At 64.9% G+C, this 16,136-nt stretch carries 13 protein-coding genes and 2 pseudogenes; 3 read left to right on the top strand and 12 right to left on the bottom strand.

Translation table 11 applies throughout. From position 1 onward, the window contains the following. Positions 1-430 (top strand): annotated as a pseudogene (locus tag FOS14_RS24055) (TetR/AcrR family transcriptional regulator C-terminal ligand-binding domain-containing protein); the annotation flags it as partial. A 47-nt stretch (positions 431-477) separates the two neighbouring features. On the opposite strand, the gene FOS14_RS24050 reads toward FOS14_RS24055, so the two are convergent. From FOS14_RS24050 to FOS14_RS24005, 10 genes are all read right to left on the bottom strand, one after another. Next, the gene (locus FOS14_RS24050) at positions 478-1,038 is read right to left on the bottom strand and encodes an integrase core domain-containing protein (RefSeq protein WP_003937322.1); all 561 of its coding nucleotides are present in this window, start codon (positions 1,036-1,038) and stop codon (positions 478-480) included. Positions 1,039-1,569: 531 nt separating this feature from the next. Continuing rightward, entirely contained in the window at positions 1,570-3,201 is a 1,632-nt protein-coding gene (locus FOS14_RS24045) for a long-chain fatty acid--CoA ligase (RefSeq protein ID WP_003937321.1), read from the bottom strand. A 74-nt stretch (positions 3,202-3,275) separates the two neighbouring features. After that, entirely contained in the window at positions 3,276-4,343 is a 1,068-nt protein-coding gene (locus tag FOS14_RS24040; RefSeq protein WP_143773378.1) for a BtrH N-terminal domain-containing protein, read from the bottom strand. A gap of 49 nt (positions 4,344-4,392) precedes the next feature. Next, positions 4,393-5,229: an SDR family oxidoreductase gene (locus FOS14_RS24035; protein WP_003937319.1), complete on the bottom strand. Its 837-nt coding sequence runs from the start codon at positions 5,227-5,229 to the stop codon at positions 4,393-4,395. Continuing rightward, positions 5,226-6,755: an aldehyde dehydrogenase family protein gene (locus FOS14_RS24030; RefSeq protein ID WP_003937318.1), complete on the bottom strand. Its 1,530-nt coding sequence runs from the start codon at positions 6,753-6,755 to the stop codon at positions 5,226-5,228. Before FOS14_RS24030 ends, FOS14_RS24035 begins: the two co-directional genes overlap by 4 nt. Further along, complete coding sequence (locus tag FOS14_RS24025) at positions 6,752-7,477, bottom strand: transglutaminase family protein (RefSeq protein WP_143773377.1); 726 nt, start codon at positions 7,475-7,477, stop codon at positions 6,752-6,754. The genes FOS14_RS24030 and FOS14_RS24025 overlap by 4 nt, the downstream gene beginning before the upstream one ends. Then, complete coding sequence (locus FOS14_RS24020) at positions 7,474-8,934, bottom strand: cytochrome P450 (RefSeq protein ID WP_143773376.1); 1,461 nt, start codon at positions 8,932-8,934, stop codon at positions 7,474-7,476. The genes FOS14_RS24025 and FOS14_RS24020 overlap by 4 nt, the downstream gene beginning before the upstream one ends. Before the next feature lie 71 nt (positions 8,935-9,005). Then, positions 9,006-10,208: an NAD(P)/FAD-dependent oxidoreductase gene (locus tag FOS14_RS24015; RefSeq protein WP_143773375.1), complete on the bottom strand. Its 1,203-nt coding sequence runs from the start codon at positions 10,206-10,208 to the stop codon at positions 9,006-9,008. Beyond that, entirely contained in the window at positions 10,205-11,593 is a 1,389-nt protein-coding gene (locus FOS14_RS24010; RefSeq protein WP_143773374.1) for a cytochrome P450, read from the bottom strand. The genes FOS14_RS24015 and FOS14_RS24010 overlap by 4 nt, the downstream gene beginning before the upstream one ends. Before the next feature lie 23 nt (positions 11,594-11,616). Then, positions 11,617-11,937, bottom strand: a complete 321-nt coding sequence (locus FOS14_RS24005) for a 2Fe-2S iron-sulfur cluster-binding protein (RefSeq protein ID WP_003937313.1) — start codon at positions 11,935-11,937, stop codon at positions 11,617-11,619. A 119-nt stretch (positions 11,938-12,056) separates the two neighbouring features. Between FOS14_RS24005 and FOS14_RS24000 the strand changes: the two genes are divergently transcribed. After that, positions 12,057-13,058, top strand: a complete 1,002-nt coding sequence (locus tag FOS14_RS24000) for an AraC family transcriptional regulator (RefSeq protein ID WP_185981929.1) — start codon at positions 12,057-12,059, stop codon at positions 13,056-13,058. Between the two features lie 124 nt (positions 13,059-13,182). On the opposite strand, the gene FOS14_RS23995 is transcribed toward FOS14_RS24000, so the two are convergent. Together FOS14_RS23995 and istA are read right to left on the bottom strand one after the other, a co-directional pair. Next, positions 13,183-13,938 (bottom strand): ATP-binding protein, encoded by a 756-nt coding sequence (locus FOS14_RS23995; protein ID WP_003937311.1) that lies wholly within the window; start codon positions 13,936-13,938, stop codon positions 13,183-13,185. Continuing rightward, on the bottom strand, positions 13,935-15,581 hold the full coding sequence (gene istA / locus FOS14_RS23990; protein ID WP_029540274.1) for an IS21 family transposase: 1,647 nt from the start codon (positions 15,579-15,581) through the stop codon (positions 13,935-13,937). Before istA ends, FOS14_RS23995 begins: the two co-directional genes overlap by 4 nt. 257 nt (positions 15,582-15,838) lie before the next feature. Between istA and FOS14_RS23985 the strand changes: the two are divergent. After that, positions 15,839-16,136 (top strand): annotated as a pseudogene (locus FOS14_RS23985) (TetR/AcrR family transcriptional regulator); the annotation flags it as partial.

The following is a 16,136-nucleotide window of genomic DNA, read 5'->3' as shown; positions in this document are numbered from 1 at the left end:
CACCTTCGAACGCCTACTCCCGCGCGTGGACACCCCACCCGACGACGGGCCCGTGCGCGAGCAGTTGATCGCGTTGCTCACCGCCCAAGCCGACCTGATCGAGAACGCTCCCCTCCAGCTGACCACCCTGTCCTGGCTGGCCATGGGATCCATTACCCCCGACCCCGGCGCACCCCCTGACTCGGGCGCGGTCACCTCCCTGCGCGCCCAGGTCATCCGCCGCTACCGCGAACCGTTCGACCACATCCTCACCAGCCCTGAGGCCCGCGCCCACCTCGGTGATCTCGACACCAGCTTCGTCATCATCCAGCTGCTGGGCCCGATCGTCTTCGCTCGCCTGACCGGGCTGCACAGCATCGACCACCACGACTGCGCACGCCTGGTCGACGATTTCCTCACCGCCCACCACAACCACAACACCCGCAAGTAAAACCGACAAAAGCCCGCACGTACGGAGGTCGGGTCAACGGCTCTGGCTCAATTCGGGTGTGAGGGATACCAGAGCCGTTGATCGAACACTCCTGGACGAGGCCGCTGCTGCGTCGTCGTGTCCCGTGTCAAGTAGTTGGCAGGTTTTCGGTCTCGGGGAAAGTTGGGGATCCGAGGGCCGACCAGGCCAGGGTGGATCTGGATCGGCCGGTTCCAAGCGATGGCTTCGTGCGGCCGGACGGTGTTGTGCTCGACCCGGTAGGCGTCAGCGTGCTTCACCACGGCCAAGACGTCATCGATCTCCTCGAGGAACAGTCGCTCGTACTTCAGCGACCCGAAACCGCGTTCGCGCGAGCCGTTCTGGCCCGGCGACCTGACTCGGGTACCGACGTGGCGCAGTTCGGGGTGTGCGGTGACGAACGCCTCGAAGCGGAACGACCGGAACGGGCCGCCGTTGTAGGTCACGATCGTCGCCGCGGGCTCGAGACCACGGCCGGGCTCGCGTGGGCACGTTTCGGCCAGCGGGTGGTCGTACGACTGCTCGTAGTCGGCCAAAGCGCGCTCGATCGCGGTGATCGCGTTCGTGCTGGTTCGCCGTCGGCGACACATGCCAGGGATGCTCGTATTTGCTCCAGTAGTCCCGGCAATCCGCGATACGCCACGTCCCGCCAGCGGTGGTCTCGAACTCACTGAAGTCCAAACGCTACACCTGATTCGGGCCGGTGGGCTCGGCGGCGAACGCAGCCTTGCGGCTGGCGGCAGCAGACCCTCGTCTCGCAGGCACCGCAGCACGGTCGCCTGCGACACCGGGTGCCCGTCGCAACGGCACATCGCCCACACCTTGCGATGGTCGAACCGGACCGCCGCCAGCACTGCAGGTGGGAATTTTCGCAGGTACCAGCAGGAAGTATCCAGGGCCGCCAAGTGGCCGTGATCGCGCGGCAGTCGAGGTTTGGCCTGCGAGGTTCTCGGCTGACTCAGCGTGGGGTATGTCGCACCACCCGGTCTGCGTTCGCGGCGTGACTGAAGAGAGGCGTGACCACTAAGGCCGGGCAAGGTACTCGAAGTCGGACTGTCCGCCGCGGATCCTAACCCCACGATGTGAGCAGGGACCCGTGCTCGATGATCTAGAGAGGATTCCTAGATTTCGACGACGGCAAGCTCTCCTTCGGCATGCAGGGAGCGCAGGCGCTTCTTGTCGAACTTGCCGACCGAGGTCTTGGGCACCTCGGAGACGAAGCACCAACGCTCGGGCAGCCACCATTTGGCGACCTTGCCAACGAGGAAGTCACGCAGATGGGCAGGTGTGGGCTCGCGCCCGTCACGTACGACGATCACCGCGAGGGGACGTTCCTGCCACTTCTCGTCCGGCACCCCGATCACAGATGCCTCGAGCACATCGGGGTGTCCGGCGAGCAGCAGTTCGAGCTCGACCGAGGAGATCCACTCCCCGCCAGACTTGATCACGTCCTTTGTGCGGTCGGTCAGCGTGACGAAACTGCGTTCATCGATCCGACCGACGTCGCCGGTGCGCAACCAACCGTCCTGAAACTTCTCCCCGTCATCCTCTTCGCCGATGTACGAGCCGGTGATCCAAGGTCCGCGCACCTGCAGCTCGCCGACGGCTTCGCCGTCGTGCGGGAGCTCATTGCCCGCGTCGCCGACGATCCTCAATTCCACACCTGGAACCGGACGGCCTTGAGTGGCTCGCAGGCGCCACCGCTCCTGCGTGTCGAGCGATGCCGGCGGACGCGCGACGGTGGCCAGCGGCGAGGTCTCGGTCATTCCCCACGCCTGGACGACCTGTACGCCGTACTTCTCCTCGAAGATCTCCATCAGGTGAACGGGCACGGCGGAGCCACCGCAGGCAACCAGGCCGAGAGAGGAGATGTCGTAGCTGGGGTTGGCCTCCACGAAGTTCAGCACGTCGTTCCAGATCGTCGGGACCGCGCCTGCGACGGTTGGCTTCTGGGCATCGATGAGCCGTACCAGCGGCTCGGCCTGCAGGAACCGGTCAGGCATGAGAAGGTCGGCACCTGCCATGAGGGCGGCATAGACCAGTCCCCAGGCGTTGGCATGGAACATCGGCACAATAGCGAGGATCCGGTCATCGCAGCCGACTCGCAGTCCGTCGGCGGCGCAGGCCGCCATCGAATGCAGGTAGGTCGACCGGTGGCTGTAGGCGACGCCTTTGGGGGTCCCGGTGGTACCGGAGGTGTAACACATGGCGGCTGCTGACTGCTCATCGAGGTCAGGCCAGTCGAACGTCTCGGGCTGAGCGGAGATGAACTCCTCGTAACCCACGACTGTGAGCCCGTCACGGTGCAGCGGGGTGAGGTCCACCCCCCCGGTCACGACGACGGTGTGCACACTGGTGATGTGCGGCAGCACGGGGGCCAGCAGCGGGACCAGGCTTCCGTCGAGAATCACGACCCGGTCCTCGGCGTGGTTGCCTATGTAGACGAGTTGATCTGAGGCGAGGCGTAGATTGAGAGTGTGCAGTACCGCGCCCATCGAGGGCACCGCACAGTAGGCTTCCACATGTTCCTGGTTGTTCCACATAAAGGTTGCGACGCGCTCATCGCCTGTGATCCCGCAACCGCGCAACGCGTTGGCCAACTGGGCGGACCGCCGTCCGATCTCGGCGAACGAGGCGACCTTCACGCTCCCGTCGGGCTGCAAGGTCCGCACGGTTGCCGAGCCATGCACACTCGAGCCGTGGCGCAGAATCGCCGCAGTTGTCAACGGGACGTTCATCATCGTGCTCTGCATAGCATTCCTTGTTGAGAGAGTTGCCTTCGAACACAGCGATCCGGAGACCGAGCGTCCGGGGAAAAGTGGGGCTGTCAGCGATCTGCAGCCATAAGCGAGCTTGAAGCAGACTCCAGGGACTCGACCAGGTCCGACTCCAGCTCTGGCAGCCGGCTAGCCGCCAAAGACATCCCGGCCGCGCGCGCTCGCACATCAACGTCGCGCCGGATACCGGCACGTGCAGTCTCGGTCCATGCCTGCGCACAACGGCTGGCGGAGACGGCGAGTTGAGCGGTGGCGAAGTCGCCGGTCAGGCGTGCGACATCCGCGCAGCCATCGGCGAGCAATCGGCGGAACAGCCCGCCGCCGGTGCCTGCCTTCTCGATAAAAGCGCTCAGGCTGAACAGGAGGATCTCGAGGTCGTCTATCGGAAGATCGGCCCAGGTCCGAACGTCGGCCGCCAGCTGTACGACCGCAGCTAGGCCCTCGGCCCCGGCCGCCGCTGTCGTGAGATCGACGATCCCGGGCTGCGACGGGCGGCGCATACTGGCCGCGGACTGGCGAAATGCCTCTGCCGCTACTTCCGCCACGTCTGGCAGCGCGTCCGGCCAGATGATGCGGTAGGTGCAGTGGCGCGTCGGTTCCGGGAAAGACTTCGAGGACCGCGCCCGAGCCAGCGCATCGAGCGGGACCTCCTGCACCTCGGCGCGGTCATTGTCCACGACAAAAGCGATCCCCTCGGCCTCGTCGTGACCGATCACGACGATATCGTGGCGACTCATCCGCAACTGGACCCGCAGGTACGGCAACTCACCGATGTCGCCCCACACCAGACTGGGTCTGCCTGCTTCGATCTCGTCGAGAACCCATGACCATCCCTCGCGAGGATCGTCGGTCGTGAGAACGTGGACCTGTCCGCCGAGTCGGCGGGGTAGATCGACTTCGAAGTCGGCACCTCGTCCCACCAGGTACAGCGGTGGGACGAGGTCGCTCGACCGGAGGTAGGATAGCCCCACCGCGCCACCGAGCGCGAACACCAGACCTTCGTCGGGCGGTCCATCCCACCCCAGACCATGCCAGTGCAGAAGATCGCGCATCGCGCCAGAGCCGCAATGCCCCGCCATCCGATGCGGGTAGTCCTTGATCAGGGTTCTGCGGGGCATAGGAGTTCCTCTTCGGTGGATCGGCGCACGACGGGGTTCGAAGACTGGATCAGTTGCTCCGGATTCTGTCCAGGTAGGCCTGGCGTATCCTCATGTCGACGTCGTCGAGGAACACCGAGTCCGTGCCCAGGGCCGATCCGAGCCAGGTAGCCAACCGACCGGGGACGAACTTCATCGCGGCGACCATGCCGCCGGCGAGGCGGGTGACACGCACGAAAGAACGCGGATTCTCGATCAGATCGGCTGTCGCTCGAGCGATCTCCTCGGGCTCGGCGTTGCGCAGTCCCTTGGCCCCAGCCGTCCCAGCGACGAGCTCGGTGTTGGTGAACGTGGGCCGGACCGTGGACAGCTGGACCCCGGACTTGCGGTATTCCTGTCGTGCTGCCTCGGTGAACCCGATGACCGCGAACTTGGTGCCGCAATAGGTCGCCAGACCGGGTACGGCGAGCTCACCGGCCAGTGATGCGGTGTTGATGATGTGCCCGGCACGCCGCGGCAGCATCCGTTGGAGGGCGAGTTTGGTCCCGAAGATGACTCCCAGGACGTTGATCTCGACCTGCCGCCGGGTCACCGCGTCGGCTTCCTCGTGGGCGTGCCCGGTGGGCATGATGCCCGCGTTGTTGATCAGCACGTCGAGGGGGCCGAGGCCCCCCTCGACCAGGTCGAGAAATTCGCGGAACGAGTCGGGATCGGTGACATCGAGGCGGGTGACGACCTTCACCCCGAGCTCGACGGCGGCCTCTTTGGCACGTGCCTCGTCGACGTCGCCGATGGCGACGCGGTGGCCTCGTCGGATCAGCTCCTTCGCGGTCTGGTAGCCGATGCCGCGGGCTCCGCCGGTGATCGCCACAGTCTTGGCGGCAGTGTGGGGGATGTGCGTCGTCACTTGCTGTTCTCCTTGTTCAGGCCGAGGCGTTGCCACAGGCCGCGGCCGGCTGCCGCGCGCAATACTCTTTCGGCGATGGCCGCACGCCGGGAGGTGTACGGGTACCACGTGAGTTCCCGTGCCGGGACAGGAATCCGCGGCTCGGTCACCGCCTGGACCCGGCAGTACTTGTGCAGCCCGTAGGCACCGCCGAGCCGCGCACCGATACCCGATGCCTTCCATCCACTGTGCGGCAGTGTGGTGGCGAAGAGGTTGCTGAAGACGTCGTTGATGTTGACCGCACCCGCGTCCAGGCGTTTCGCAATGCGCTGTGCCCGAGCGTGGTCGCGGGTCCACACCGTCGCAGACAGGCCGTACGCCGAGTCGTTGGCCAGACGGATGGCCTCGTCTTCATCCGCGACCAGCATCACCGGGATCGTGGGGCCGAAGGTCTCCTCGGTCATGCAAGCCATCGTGTGGTCGACACCGACCAGGACGGTCGGAGCGTAGTAGTTCCCGACCGCACTCCGGGTTCCGCCGGCCAGGACCCGCGCACCCGCCGCCACCGCCTGGCTGACGTGGCGATCGGCGATCTCGACCTGCCTCGCAGTGACCATCGCACCCACGTCGTCACCTGTCGCCGCACCCTGGGCCAGGGAGCGCACCCTCTGCGTCAGCCGGGCCACGAACTCGTCGTAGATCTCAGCTACCACGTATACCCGCTCGACGGAGATGCAGACCTGCCCTGCGTTGAACAGACCGCCCCACGCGATCCCCTCCACCGCACGAGCAAGGTCGGCGTCCTCCAGCACTATCGCCGGATCCTTACCGCCCAGCTCCAGGCTCACCGGCTTCAGGTGCTCGGCGCAGCGGATCGCGACCGCACGCCCGGTGGCTGTCGAGCCGGTGAACTGCACGAAGTCAGCGGCGTCCACCACCGACGCACCCGCTTCGCCGGCACCCACAACATGGGCCAAGACCGGAGGGGCGCCGATCTCGTGCCAGCCCTCGACGACCCGCGCACACGTCAGTGGCGTCTCCTCCGAGGACTTCGCCAGGACCGCGCATCCGGCAGCCAACGCGGGCGCTGCATCCATGAGGAAGAGGGTGATCGGGAAGTTCCAGGGCGTGATGAGCCCGACAACCGGATATGGGTGGTAGGTCTTGGACAGCCGCTTCGGCAGACTCAACAGACTCGAGGACCTGACCTGCTCGCCAGCGAGAAACCTCTCGGCGTTGTCAGCGTAGTAGGTGATGAATTCGCACGACGCGGTCGTCTCCACGAGGGCATCTGGGCGCACCTTGCCCGTTTCGGCTTGCAGCAGATCGGTGAGCTCGTCGGTGTGAGCCAGGATCCAGTCCCGCCAGCGATGCAACCATCTGGCGCGTTGCCGCGGGCCAGCCTCGACCCACCCGACCTGGGCGCAGCGGAGGTCAGCCGCGACACCGTTCACGGTCTCGCGATCATCCACAGGGACGGTTGCGATCAGCCGGCCATCGGCTGGGTTGCACACGTCCAAGGCGTCCGCTGCGGTCGCCGTGCTCATCGGTCCTCCAGGGGTGAGTGGAACCCACCGGAGATCCCGTCGGGCTGGGTGCGGCTGGTGGGTGTGTCGGTGAAAGCGTCAGCGATCACGTCAGCGCGCTTGAACATCAACGGTCCATAGGTATGCCGAAGCTCGGTCAGGATCGCGTTCAAAGGCAGATCGTCGAAGATGCCGCGCTCGCGGACGTACTCCATATGCTGGGCTCCGTCGGCGGTGAAGGCGTGCAGGAGTGCGTCGCGATCACCGTCGAAATCCACCGGCGGCACACCGAAACGCGCACACAACTCGGTGTTGAACGCAGGCGTCGCCTTCAACCACCGGCCGTCGATGTAGAGACGGCTGTAGCCGTGATAGACGAACAGGTCTGTGCCGCCCATGAGCGCTCGCAGCGCTTCGGTCTGCAGGTGATTGCGGACGTCAGCGAAACCCAGCAGCGCCGGAATCCCTGCCGCTCGGCACACCGCGGTCAAGAGCACCGCCTTCGGGACGCAATAGGCGCGCCCGGACTCGAGGACGAAGCTGGCTCGATAGTGGGCGGGATCGTCCGACACCGTGTAGGGGTCGTACCAGATCTGGTCACGGACGGCGGTGAAGAGGCGATTGGCCTTGTCCCGGTCGGTGCTCGCATCCCCAACCGCGGCGGCGGTGAATGCCCGGACGGACTCGTGCTCGATGTCGAGGAAGTCGGTCGCCCCCAAGAACGCCACCGGTGCCGGATTCATCTGCGCTCCAGGGTGATCGGCAACCCGTCGACAGGAATGGGGAGCGAGGTGTTGTCCCATCTCACTTCATACTGGTCGGGGACCGACCAGGTGTAAGTGCGCAGCATGTGGTGCAGGATCGCCTTGACCTCGAGGGTGCCGAAGTGCAGACCAATGCACTTGTGCACTCCTCCGCCGAAGGGGATCCACCCGAAACGGTGATTCTGGTCCTCACGGCGCGGCTCGCTGAAACGGTCGGGGTCGAAGGTGTCGGGCTCGGTCCAGCACGACTCGTCGAAGTGGTTCACCGCAGGAGCCACGGCCACCAGGGTGTCCGCCGGGATGTGGCGTCCGGCAATCTCCACGTTCTCGATCGTCTTGCGCATCACGATCGGCACGGGCGCCACGAGGCGCAGCGTCTCCTTGATCACCAGGTCGAGAGTCGCCATCGAGTCCAGGTCGTCGATGTCGGGGCGGCGTTCACCGAGTCGGTCGGACTCGGCCCGAGCCCGTTCCTGCCAGGCTGGGTGCTTGGCGAGGAAGTAGGCGGCAGCGGTGGTGGTGATGGTCGAGGTATCGTGGGCCGCCATCATCAAGAAGATCATGTGGTTGACGACGTCCTCATCAGTGAACGCCTCACCGTCGGCCGTGCGCGCATGGCACAGCCCCGCAAAGAGGTCGTCTCCCTGGGCACTTCGAGCCGTCGGCAGATGCCGGGTGAAGTAGTCCTCCAGGAGCGTGCGCCCACGGACTCCGGCGCGCCACCGAGTCCCCGGCAGCGGGAAACGGATGATCGAGCTGGCTGCGCGCACGGTGGCCACGAAGGCGTCGTTGATGGCGTCAGTGTCCTCGCTCCCTCCCCGACCTGCCATGAAGACCTCCGTTGCGACGTCGAGAGTCAGGGCCTTCAACAGTGGGTAGATGCGCGTGGACCGGCCCGCTGTCCACCTGCGGATGCTGGTCTCCAGCGTCGGGCCGAGCTGGTCGACGTAGCCGGCGAGCCGGTCGCGGGTGAACGCCTCCTGCATGATCCGCCGATGCATCCTGTGCTCGTCGAAGCTCATCAGCATCAGGCCCCGGTGAAAGAAAGCATCGATGAGATAGGTCCACCCGTCCTGGGAGAACGACTTCGCCTTGGTCGTCAGCGCCTCCTGTGTGGCATCCGCGCCCGCCACCATCACGATTCTCGTGCCGAAGGCGCCCATCCACCAGACCGGTCCGAAGCGTTGGTACCTGGCCCGGGTGAAGTTGGAGCCGAACCTGATGTAGTCCAGGGTGTGACCGAGCAGAGGCATGCCCGCGGTCCCTCGGACGGGCTCGAGCCCCGACCCCGCCGGGGGCGGGGCGAGCTCACGAACAGGCCACTGGTCGCTGACCCCTAGCAGGGTCGCGTCGGCCCGACTCGGCAATGGTGCCAGGAATACCGACGAGAGCCGCTCACGACCCTTCGCCAGCGGGAGCTGGATGATGTTCGTCACTGACGTTCCTTTCCGAAATGTGGGCCCGTACTCGCTGTTGTCGTACCATCGCCGCCAAGGGACCGATCACCTCAGACAGAGCCTGCGAGCACCAGTTCGGTCCGGCCAATGGGGAGTCGCTGCGTGATGACCCGCTTGCTGAACATGAAGTGACGGGGCCGGTTGATGCAGTCGGCGGCGATGAGCTCGCCCGCACGCAGGTAGAAGCAGGTGAAGTCGCGGTCCCGGGTCGGGTCGCCGCTGAGGACGACTTCGTCGTACCCGGTGTTGAGACCGGCGATCTGGAGCTTGAGATCGTATTGATCCGACCAGAACCATGGAAGCGCCGCGATCATCTTGGACTTGCCGCAGACGGTCGCGGCCGCCACCTTGGCCTGCTCACCCGCACTCGGCACGGACTCCAGGCGTATGCGACGGCCGTAACGGGCCATGTCATGGCTGGCGCAGTCCCCAGCCGCCACGATGTCGGGGTCGCTGGTCCGGGTCTGGTCGTCGATCACGACGCCGTTGTCGACGACCAGACCCGCGGCGGCGGCGAGCTCGGTGTTCGGCTCAACGCCGATACCGACAATGACGAGGTCGGTGGGAATTGATTCGCCACTGGACAGGAACACCTCGCGGACCCTGCCGTCACCTGATAGAGCTTCGACCAGCGCGCCCGTCCGGATGTTCACGCCCTCCTCCCGGTGGATCCGGTCGAAGAACGCCGATACAGCGGGGGCGGTGACCCGTTCGAGGACGCGCTCGGTCGCCTCGAGCACGGTGACCTCCAGACCGAGCGCACGCAATGAGGCGGCCGTCTCCAGTCCGATGTAGCCGCCGCCGATGATCACAGCCCGACACCCGGGGCTGGTGGCCTCTCGGATCATCTCGACGTCGGCAGCGGTGCGTAGGTAGTAGACGCCGACCAGGTCGGCCCCCGGGATGGAAAGCCGTCGAGGGCGGGCCCCAGTGCACAGCGCGAGCTTGTCGTAGGGCAGCGCGTCGCCGGTGCTCAACACGAGATGACCAGCCGAGCGGTCGATCGCCTCCACCTTCGCATTCAGGAGTTGGATCCCCTGCTCGGTGTAGAATTTGGCGCTGCGGATCGCGAGTTCGTCGAGTGTGCTCTTCCCCGCCAGGTAGGCCTTCGACAGCGGCGGGCGTTGATAGGGCAGCGCCGACTCCTCGCCGATGAGGACGATCTCACCGGTCCACCCTTCCTGGCGCAGACTGGCCGCGAGTTGGGCCCCGGCATGGCCGGCCCCGACGATGAGGGCCCGCTGCGAGGTCATGCGCTGGATTTCGGGGTGAGGCGGACCATCATCTTGCTGATGCCCCTGACGAAATTGGACTGCACGTACTCTGGCTCGCCGACGACCTCGATATTGTCGAAACGGGGAAGCAACTCCTCCCACAGGATCCGCAGCTGGAGCTCGGCCAGCCGGTTGCCCATACAACGATGGACGCCGAAGCCGAAGGAGATGTGGTTGCGGGCGTTGGCCCGGTCGATGATGAACTCATCGGGCCGTTCGAACACGCGCTCGTCGCGGTTGCCCGAGGCGTACCACATCACTACTTTGTCGCCCTTGCGGATGAACTGCCCGTTCAGAATGGTGTCGGCCTTGGCGACCCGGCGCATATAAGCCAGCGGGGTTTGCCACCGGATGATCTCCGAGACCATGTTGGGGATCAGGTCGGGGTTTGCCTTCAGCTTCTCGAACTGATCGGGGAAGCGGTTCAGCGCAAGAACACCGCCGCTCATCGAGTTGCGGGTCGTGTCGTTGCCTCCGACGATCAGCAGCACGAGGTTGCCCAAGAATTCCATCGGGCGGTCGATCAGGTCCTTGGTGTTCTCGTTGCTCTGCAACATGGTGATCAGATCGAAGCCGGGTTCCTCCCCGGCAGCCATCCGCGCTGCCTTGTCGTGCCAGAGAGCGCTGAGACCTCGCGCCATGTCGCGCATGCCGGGGAACACCTCGTCGTTGTCCGAGGGCCCGCCGTTGGCTTGCTCCAGCGACGTCGCGAGATCTGACCAGTAGACGAGCTTGCGACGCTGCTCGTACGGGAAGTCCAGAAGGGTGGCAAGCATCCGAGCGGTCAACTCGATCGAGACGTTCTGCACCCAGTCGAACGGCTGATCCACGGGCAGGTCGTCCAGCACCTCCTGCACACGCGATCGAATCAGCCCCTCCATCTCACGCAGGTTCTTCGGCGCAACAACGCCTTGGACAGCGGCCCGCTGCGCGTCGTGGCGTGGCGGATCCATCGCGATGAACATCGCGATATCAAGGAAACGAGGCGGGGCCCCGATGACAATGAACGGCTCGGCGGAGAAGAGCTCGTGGTTCTTGTCCACGGCCACGATGTCGGCATGCCGCGTGACAGACCAGAACGGACCGAACGCACTGTTGGGCTGGTAGTGGACCGGCGCCTCGTTGCGCAAGCGCTCGAAGTAGGACTGCCAGCGCCCCTGGCGATAGAGAAAAGGGTTGCTGAGGTCGATGTCGGCGAGCTCGACGTCCTCGACCGGCGGGATAGGACTCTCGACGAAGAGCTTCTCTCCGTTCGTCCCGGTCACCCATCGCCGGGTCTTGTCATACAGATGCGCGCCCTGGATCTGCAGATCCATCGGGATGGTCGACTGAACCTTGGCGGTGATTGCTTCAGGAATCTTCATCAGGTCTTAACCGTTTCTCGCCGTCACATCTGGAATTCGGGTAGTTCGACGATCAAGCCGTCCCACGCCGCCGACGCCGCCATCTGGCAGGACAGCCGGGAGGTCGGCTGGCGCTCGGGGTTCATCGCGAGCATCTCCTCCTCCTCGGGACCCGAGAGGCCGACCTGCTCGGACCATTGCGGATCGACGATCACATGACAGGTACCGCACGCGGCTTCGCCTCCGCAGTCGCCGTCGATGCCGGGCACCGCGTTGTTGGTCGCGACCTGCATCAGCGACTGCCCTTCCTCGATGGGCGCCTCGTGCTTCTGGCCATCGTGGGAGACAAAGGTGACAACTGCCATAGCCAACTCCTGGATACGTCGTCCTCAATGTGAACTTGGTCAAAGTGTTGTCGAAGACGAGCGCGGCGGCTATGTTCGGCAGAGTCAGAAACTTGTGAATTCGGCTCAAAGGGACCAGGGTGAACCTCAACGACGAGGGTGTGCCTCCACTCATGTTCGCGCAATTGCTCGAGAGCCAAGCACTCGACTCAGACGCTGTCGCGCGGCTTCGCAACATCATGGCTCGCGAAGGAATCGACGAGACGACGTTGATCCAGCGGAACATCCAGGCCCCGATACGGTGGTTTCGCGAGGTGTACCCCGCACTCGATGTCGACCAGGCAACTACGCTCGGCTTCGCGTTCGCCGAGCAGGCTCAGTTGACGTCCTTTGGCCCGTTGAGCTTTCCTCTGGTCAGTGCAGGTTCGGTAGCCGAGATCGTCGAGCTGCTCACCTATCTGCCTTTGATCTCGACGGCCCTCAGCCCACAGTTCCACCCAGGAGACGAGGGGCTTACTGTGGGGCTCAGCGCACATACAGGCGATCCGGCCCTGAACTGCCTGGTCGTCGCGTACAGCGGGTCGGCGCTCCTGCGCCTGCTTGACATGCTCGCTGGCGATGTGCCGACCGTCACCCTCCATCTGAGCTGGTCGGCGCCGAACTTTCTGGCCAATCATGAGGACGCCCTAGCTGGGCGCCTGTACTTCGACGCTCCGACGTCATTCCTTCGTGTCCCCGCGGATACCCTCAACGAGGTATGTAGGTTCTCCGATCCCGTCGCCTATCGCCTCGCCATCGTTGATCTGCAGCAAACCCTCGAACAGCGAAGCAGAACCACGTCTTTCTCGGAGAAGGTGCGACGGCTCCTGGAGGAGGATCCCGGCAAACGAAGTAACGACTGGGTCGCACACGAGCTCTCGATATCCCGTAGCACACTCAAGCGGCGCCTGTCCGAGGAGGGGACCACCTTTCGCGAGTTGCGCGAATCATTCCTGCGTGATCGTGCGATGCTGCGGCTGCTCGACCGATCGATGTCGGTGAGTGAGATCGCTGCGGATCTCGGATACAGCGACCTCGCCAACTTCTCTCACGCCTTCAAGCGGTGGACTGGTCGCTCTCCACGCGAATTTCGGCACGAATAACCTACCCGTCCCGCCGCTGGTATAAAAAAGGCTGCGCGAAGTGGTGGACTTCGGATCAGCCTCGAACATGCACAGTGATCAGCGAGTCATATTGAATACTAGCTTGCCCGACCGCGGCGCCCAACTATCGGCTGTCCGCCAGATGTCGGCGCATGTTCGGCCCGTCCAGGGCGATGATCTCGGCGCCGGCGACGATCCGGTTGAGGATCGATTCGGCGATGACCGCGTCCTGGAGCGACTTGTACCAGTCCGGCGGATCGAACTGCGAGGTCACCAGAGTCGAACCTCGACCTTCACGAGCGGCCAGGATGTTGAGCAACTCGGCCGCGGTGTGCGCAGCCACCGGCGTCGTCAGGAAGTCATCCAGGACCAGCAGGTCACAGTTGTGCAGATCCGTCAGGAAATCCAACCGCCGCTGCGAGGTCGGTTCCAACACGGCGAGCCGGTTGGCCAGATCGTCGAGCCGGAAGAACCTCGCGCTGTAGTACTTTCGGCACGCGGCATTGAGCAGTGCCAGAGCCACATAGGTCTTGCCCACGCTGGACTGACCGAGCACGACAAGATTGCGGGTCGACTCGATCCATTGACAGCTGGAAAGCCGTGCGATTAGCTCCCGATTGAGGTTGCGGTCAGCCAGATAACGGATCTCTTCTACGCAGGCATCAGGGTTTGGCGTTCTGGAGGCCTTGAGTAGTTTCTGGGTCCGACGTTCCTGTCTGGCCGTGATCTCCTTATCCAGCGCGTGGAAGATCTTCTGGGAGAAGGTCCACTCGTCGCAGGCGGGATCGTTGGCCAGCTCGATGACGGTCTGCCCGAACGCGGTCATACGCAGCTGCGTGAACAACGGCATGTCCGCGTCGGTGAGGTGACGATCGATCACTTGGCCCCTCCCTCATCCGTCAAGTCGGCTCCGGTGGCTCCGGTCAAGGCAGAAAGGCTGAACTGCTCGGGCCCGGCCAGATGCGCCCCGGTGGTGTCGCGCTGTCCCGCCGGTGGCGCTACCGACGCAGCAGTCGCTGGTTCCGCCGCGGTGGTCGGTCGTGCGGCGGCCTGGGCCCGCAGCGCCGCCAGGCGTTGCTTGACCGCGGTGTAGGAGATCGCCCGTCGGGTCTGTTCGGAGACAAGTTGCCCGCAAGCCCGCTCGAGGAGTTGTTTGTCGCTCTTCCCCAGGGCGAGGATGTTCTGGCACGAGCGGTAGCCCTGGGCCTCGATGCGTTGCCGGTCGAGCAGGTCGCTGATCGCGGCCACGGTGCACGGACCGACCTTGTGGGCCTGGCGCACGAAGTACGCCCGGGACCACAGATCCGAGGATTGCAGATGCTGGGCGGGCACGTGCTCGGGGTCGGTGACGTACGAGTGCCGGCGCCCGGAGACGGCATGGGAGGCGATGACTTCTCCGTCGCACATGATTGCGAGTGTTTCGCCGGTGATCTTCACATCGACGAGCTGACCGGCGAAGGTGTGGGGCACCGAATACTTCACCGTCGCGATCTCGACGTGGTAATCCCTGTTGACCTTGGATTTCCTCCAGGTCACCGGCTGCCACCGTGCGTCGGGCAGCGCCAGCAGTTGTGGCTGCTCGTGCTCGGCGAACAACTCCCGCCGGCTGATCTTCTGTCCGCGGAACGGGATGCGGTCATTGATCTGATCGACCTGGACGTTGATGGCCTCGCCCAGGTCGTCCAGGCTGGCGAACCGGCGGTCGGCGAGTCGGCCGATCACCCAGTTCGTCACGATCTTGACCCCGGACTCGACGTGCCCCTTGTCGCGGGGCCGCACCGCTCTGGTGGGCACCGCGGCGGTGCGGTGGTACTCGAGGAAGTCCCGGTAGGCGTGGTTGACCTCGCGGGCCCTGTCCCCGCGTGTGATCTGGTTCGACGCGGTCGAGGTGTTATCGGGCACGACCACTTGCGTGACGCCGCCGAAGTACTCGAATGCCTGCACGTGGGCATCGAGCCAGTTCGCTGCCTTCTCGTCCAGGCATCCGCAGGCGAAGACCATGCCCGAGTACGGCAGCGATGCCACGAACACCGACACCCGGGTCCTGCTGCCGGTGACCGGGTCGAAGATCGCCATCGTGGTGCCGGCCCAGTCGACCTGCATCGTGTGCCCGGGTACGTGCGCGATCCGCATCGTCAGATCGTTGACCTCGACGTACTCACCGATGATCTGGCAGAACCGCTGGTAGCTGTAGTGCCGCTGCCCCGGCGCCCCTTCGGTTTCCAGGTAGTTGGCCCACAGCACCCGCAGTGGGAGCTTCTTCTTGCCTGAGCGCTTCTTCACCGCGGCGGCGACATCGAACATCACGAAATCGATTGAGGCGTTCTTTCGCCCATCGGTGAACAAGGCGTCGATCTCCTCGGCGGTCAACGCCTCGATCTGGTCCTCGGTGGTCAGCTCCCGTTCACCGCAGATCTTCTTCGCTTTGGCGATCGTGCGGTGCGAGCATCCTGCGATCGCTTCGATCTCCCGGTACGACCTGCCTTGCAGCAACTGTGACATCACCAATCGGTAATCAGTCACCCGTGCCTCCTGTTTCGGGTTCACGCGCAGCCGAATTGCCACGCGTGAACCCAAGACGAGCACATCGCCTCGGCTACCGCTACCGGATGCTCATACTCGCGCTACCCGATCGTCAGAACCGTGCTACTCGAAACGCGTTCCTAACACACGGCCGTGTTCCAGCGACGGCTGGATCCTCCGTATCCTCGCCCTGCAAGGCGCGGACCTGGGCAACCGCATGTTCAGCATCGACCTCGCCGAAGAAGCCCGGGGCGGGCGCGGTCACCCGCACCTCGAAAGTCGCGCGCACCACCCTCTACCGGCACTTCGGCAGCAGCACCCACCTGCTCGCGGCCACCTTCGAACGCCTACTCCCGCGCGTGGACACCCCACCCGACGACGGGCCCGTGCGCGAGCAGTTGATCGCGTTGCTCACCGCCCAAGCCGACCTGATCGAGAACGCTCCCCTCCAGCTGACCACCCTGTCCTGGCTGGCCATGGGATCCATTACCCCCGACCCCGGCGCACCCCCTGACTCGGGCGCGGTCACCTCCCTGCGCGCCCAGGTCATCCGCC

It is taken from the genome of Skermania sp. ID1734 (assembly GCF_007489285.1).
GTDB lineage: Bacteria > Actinomycetota > Actinomycetes > Mycobacteriales > Mycobacteriaceae > ID1734.
This window is presented reverse-complemented; position numbering and strand designations above follow the sequence as displayed.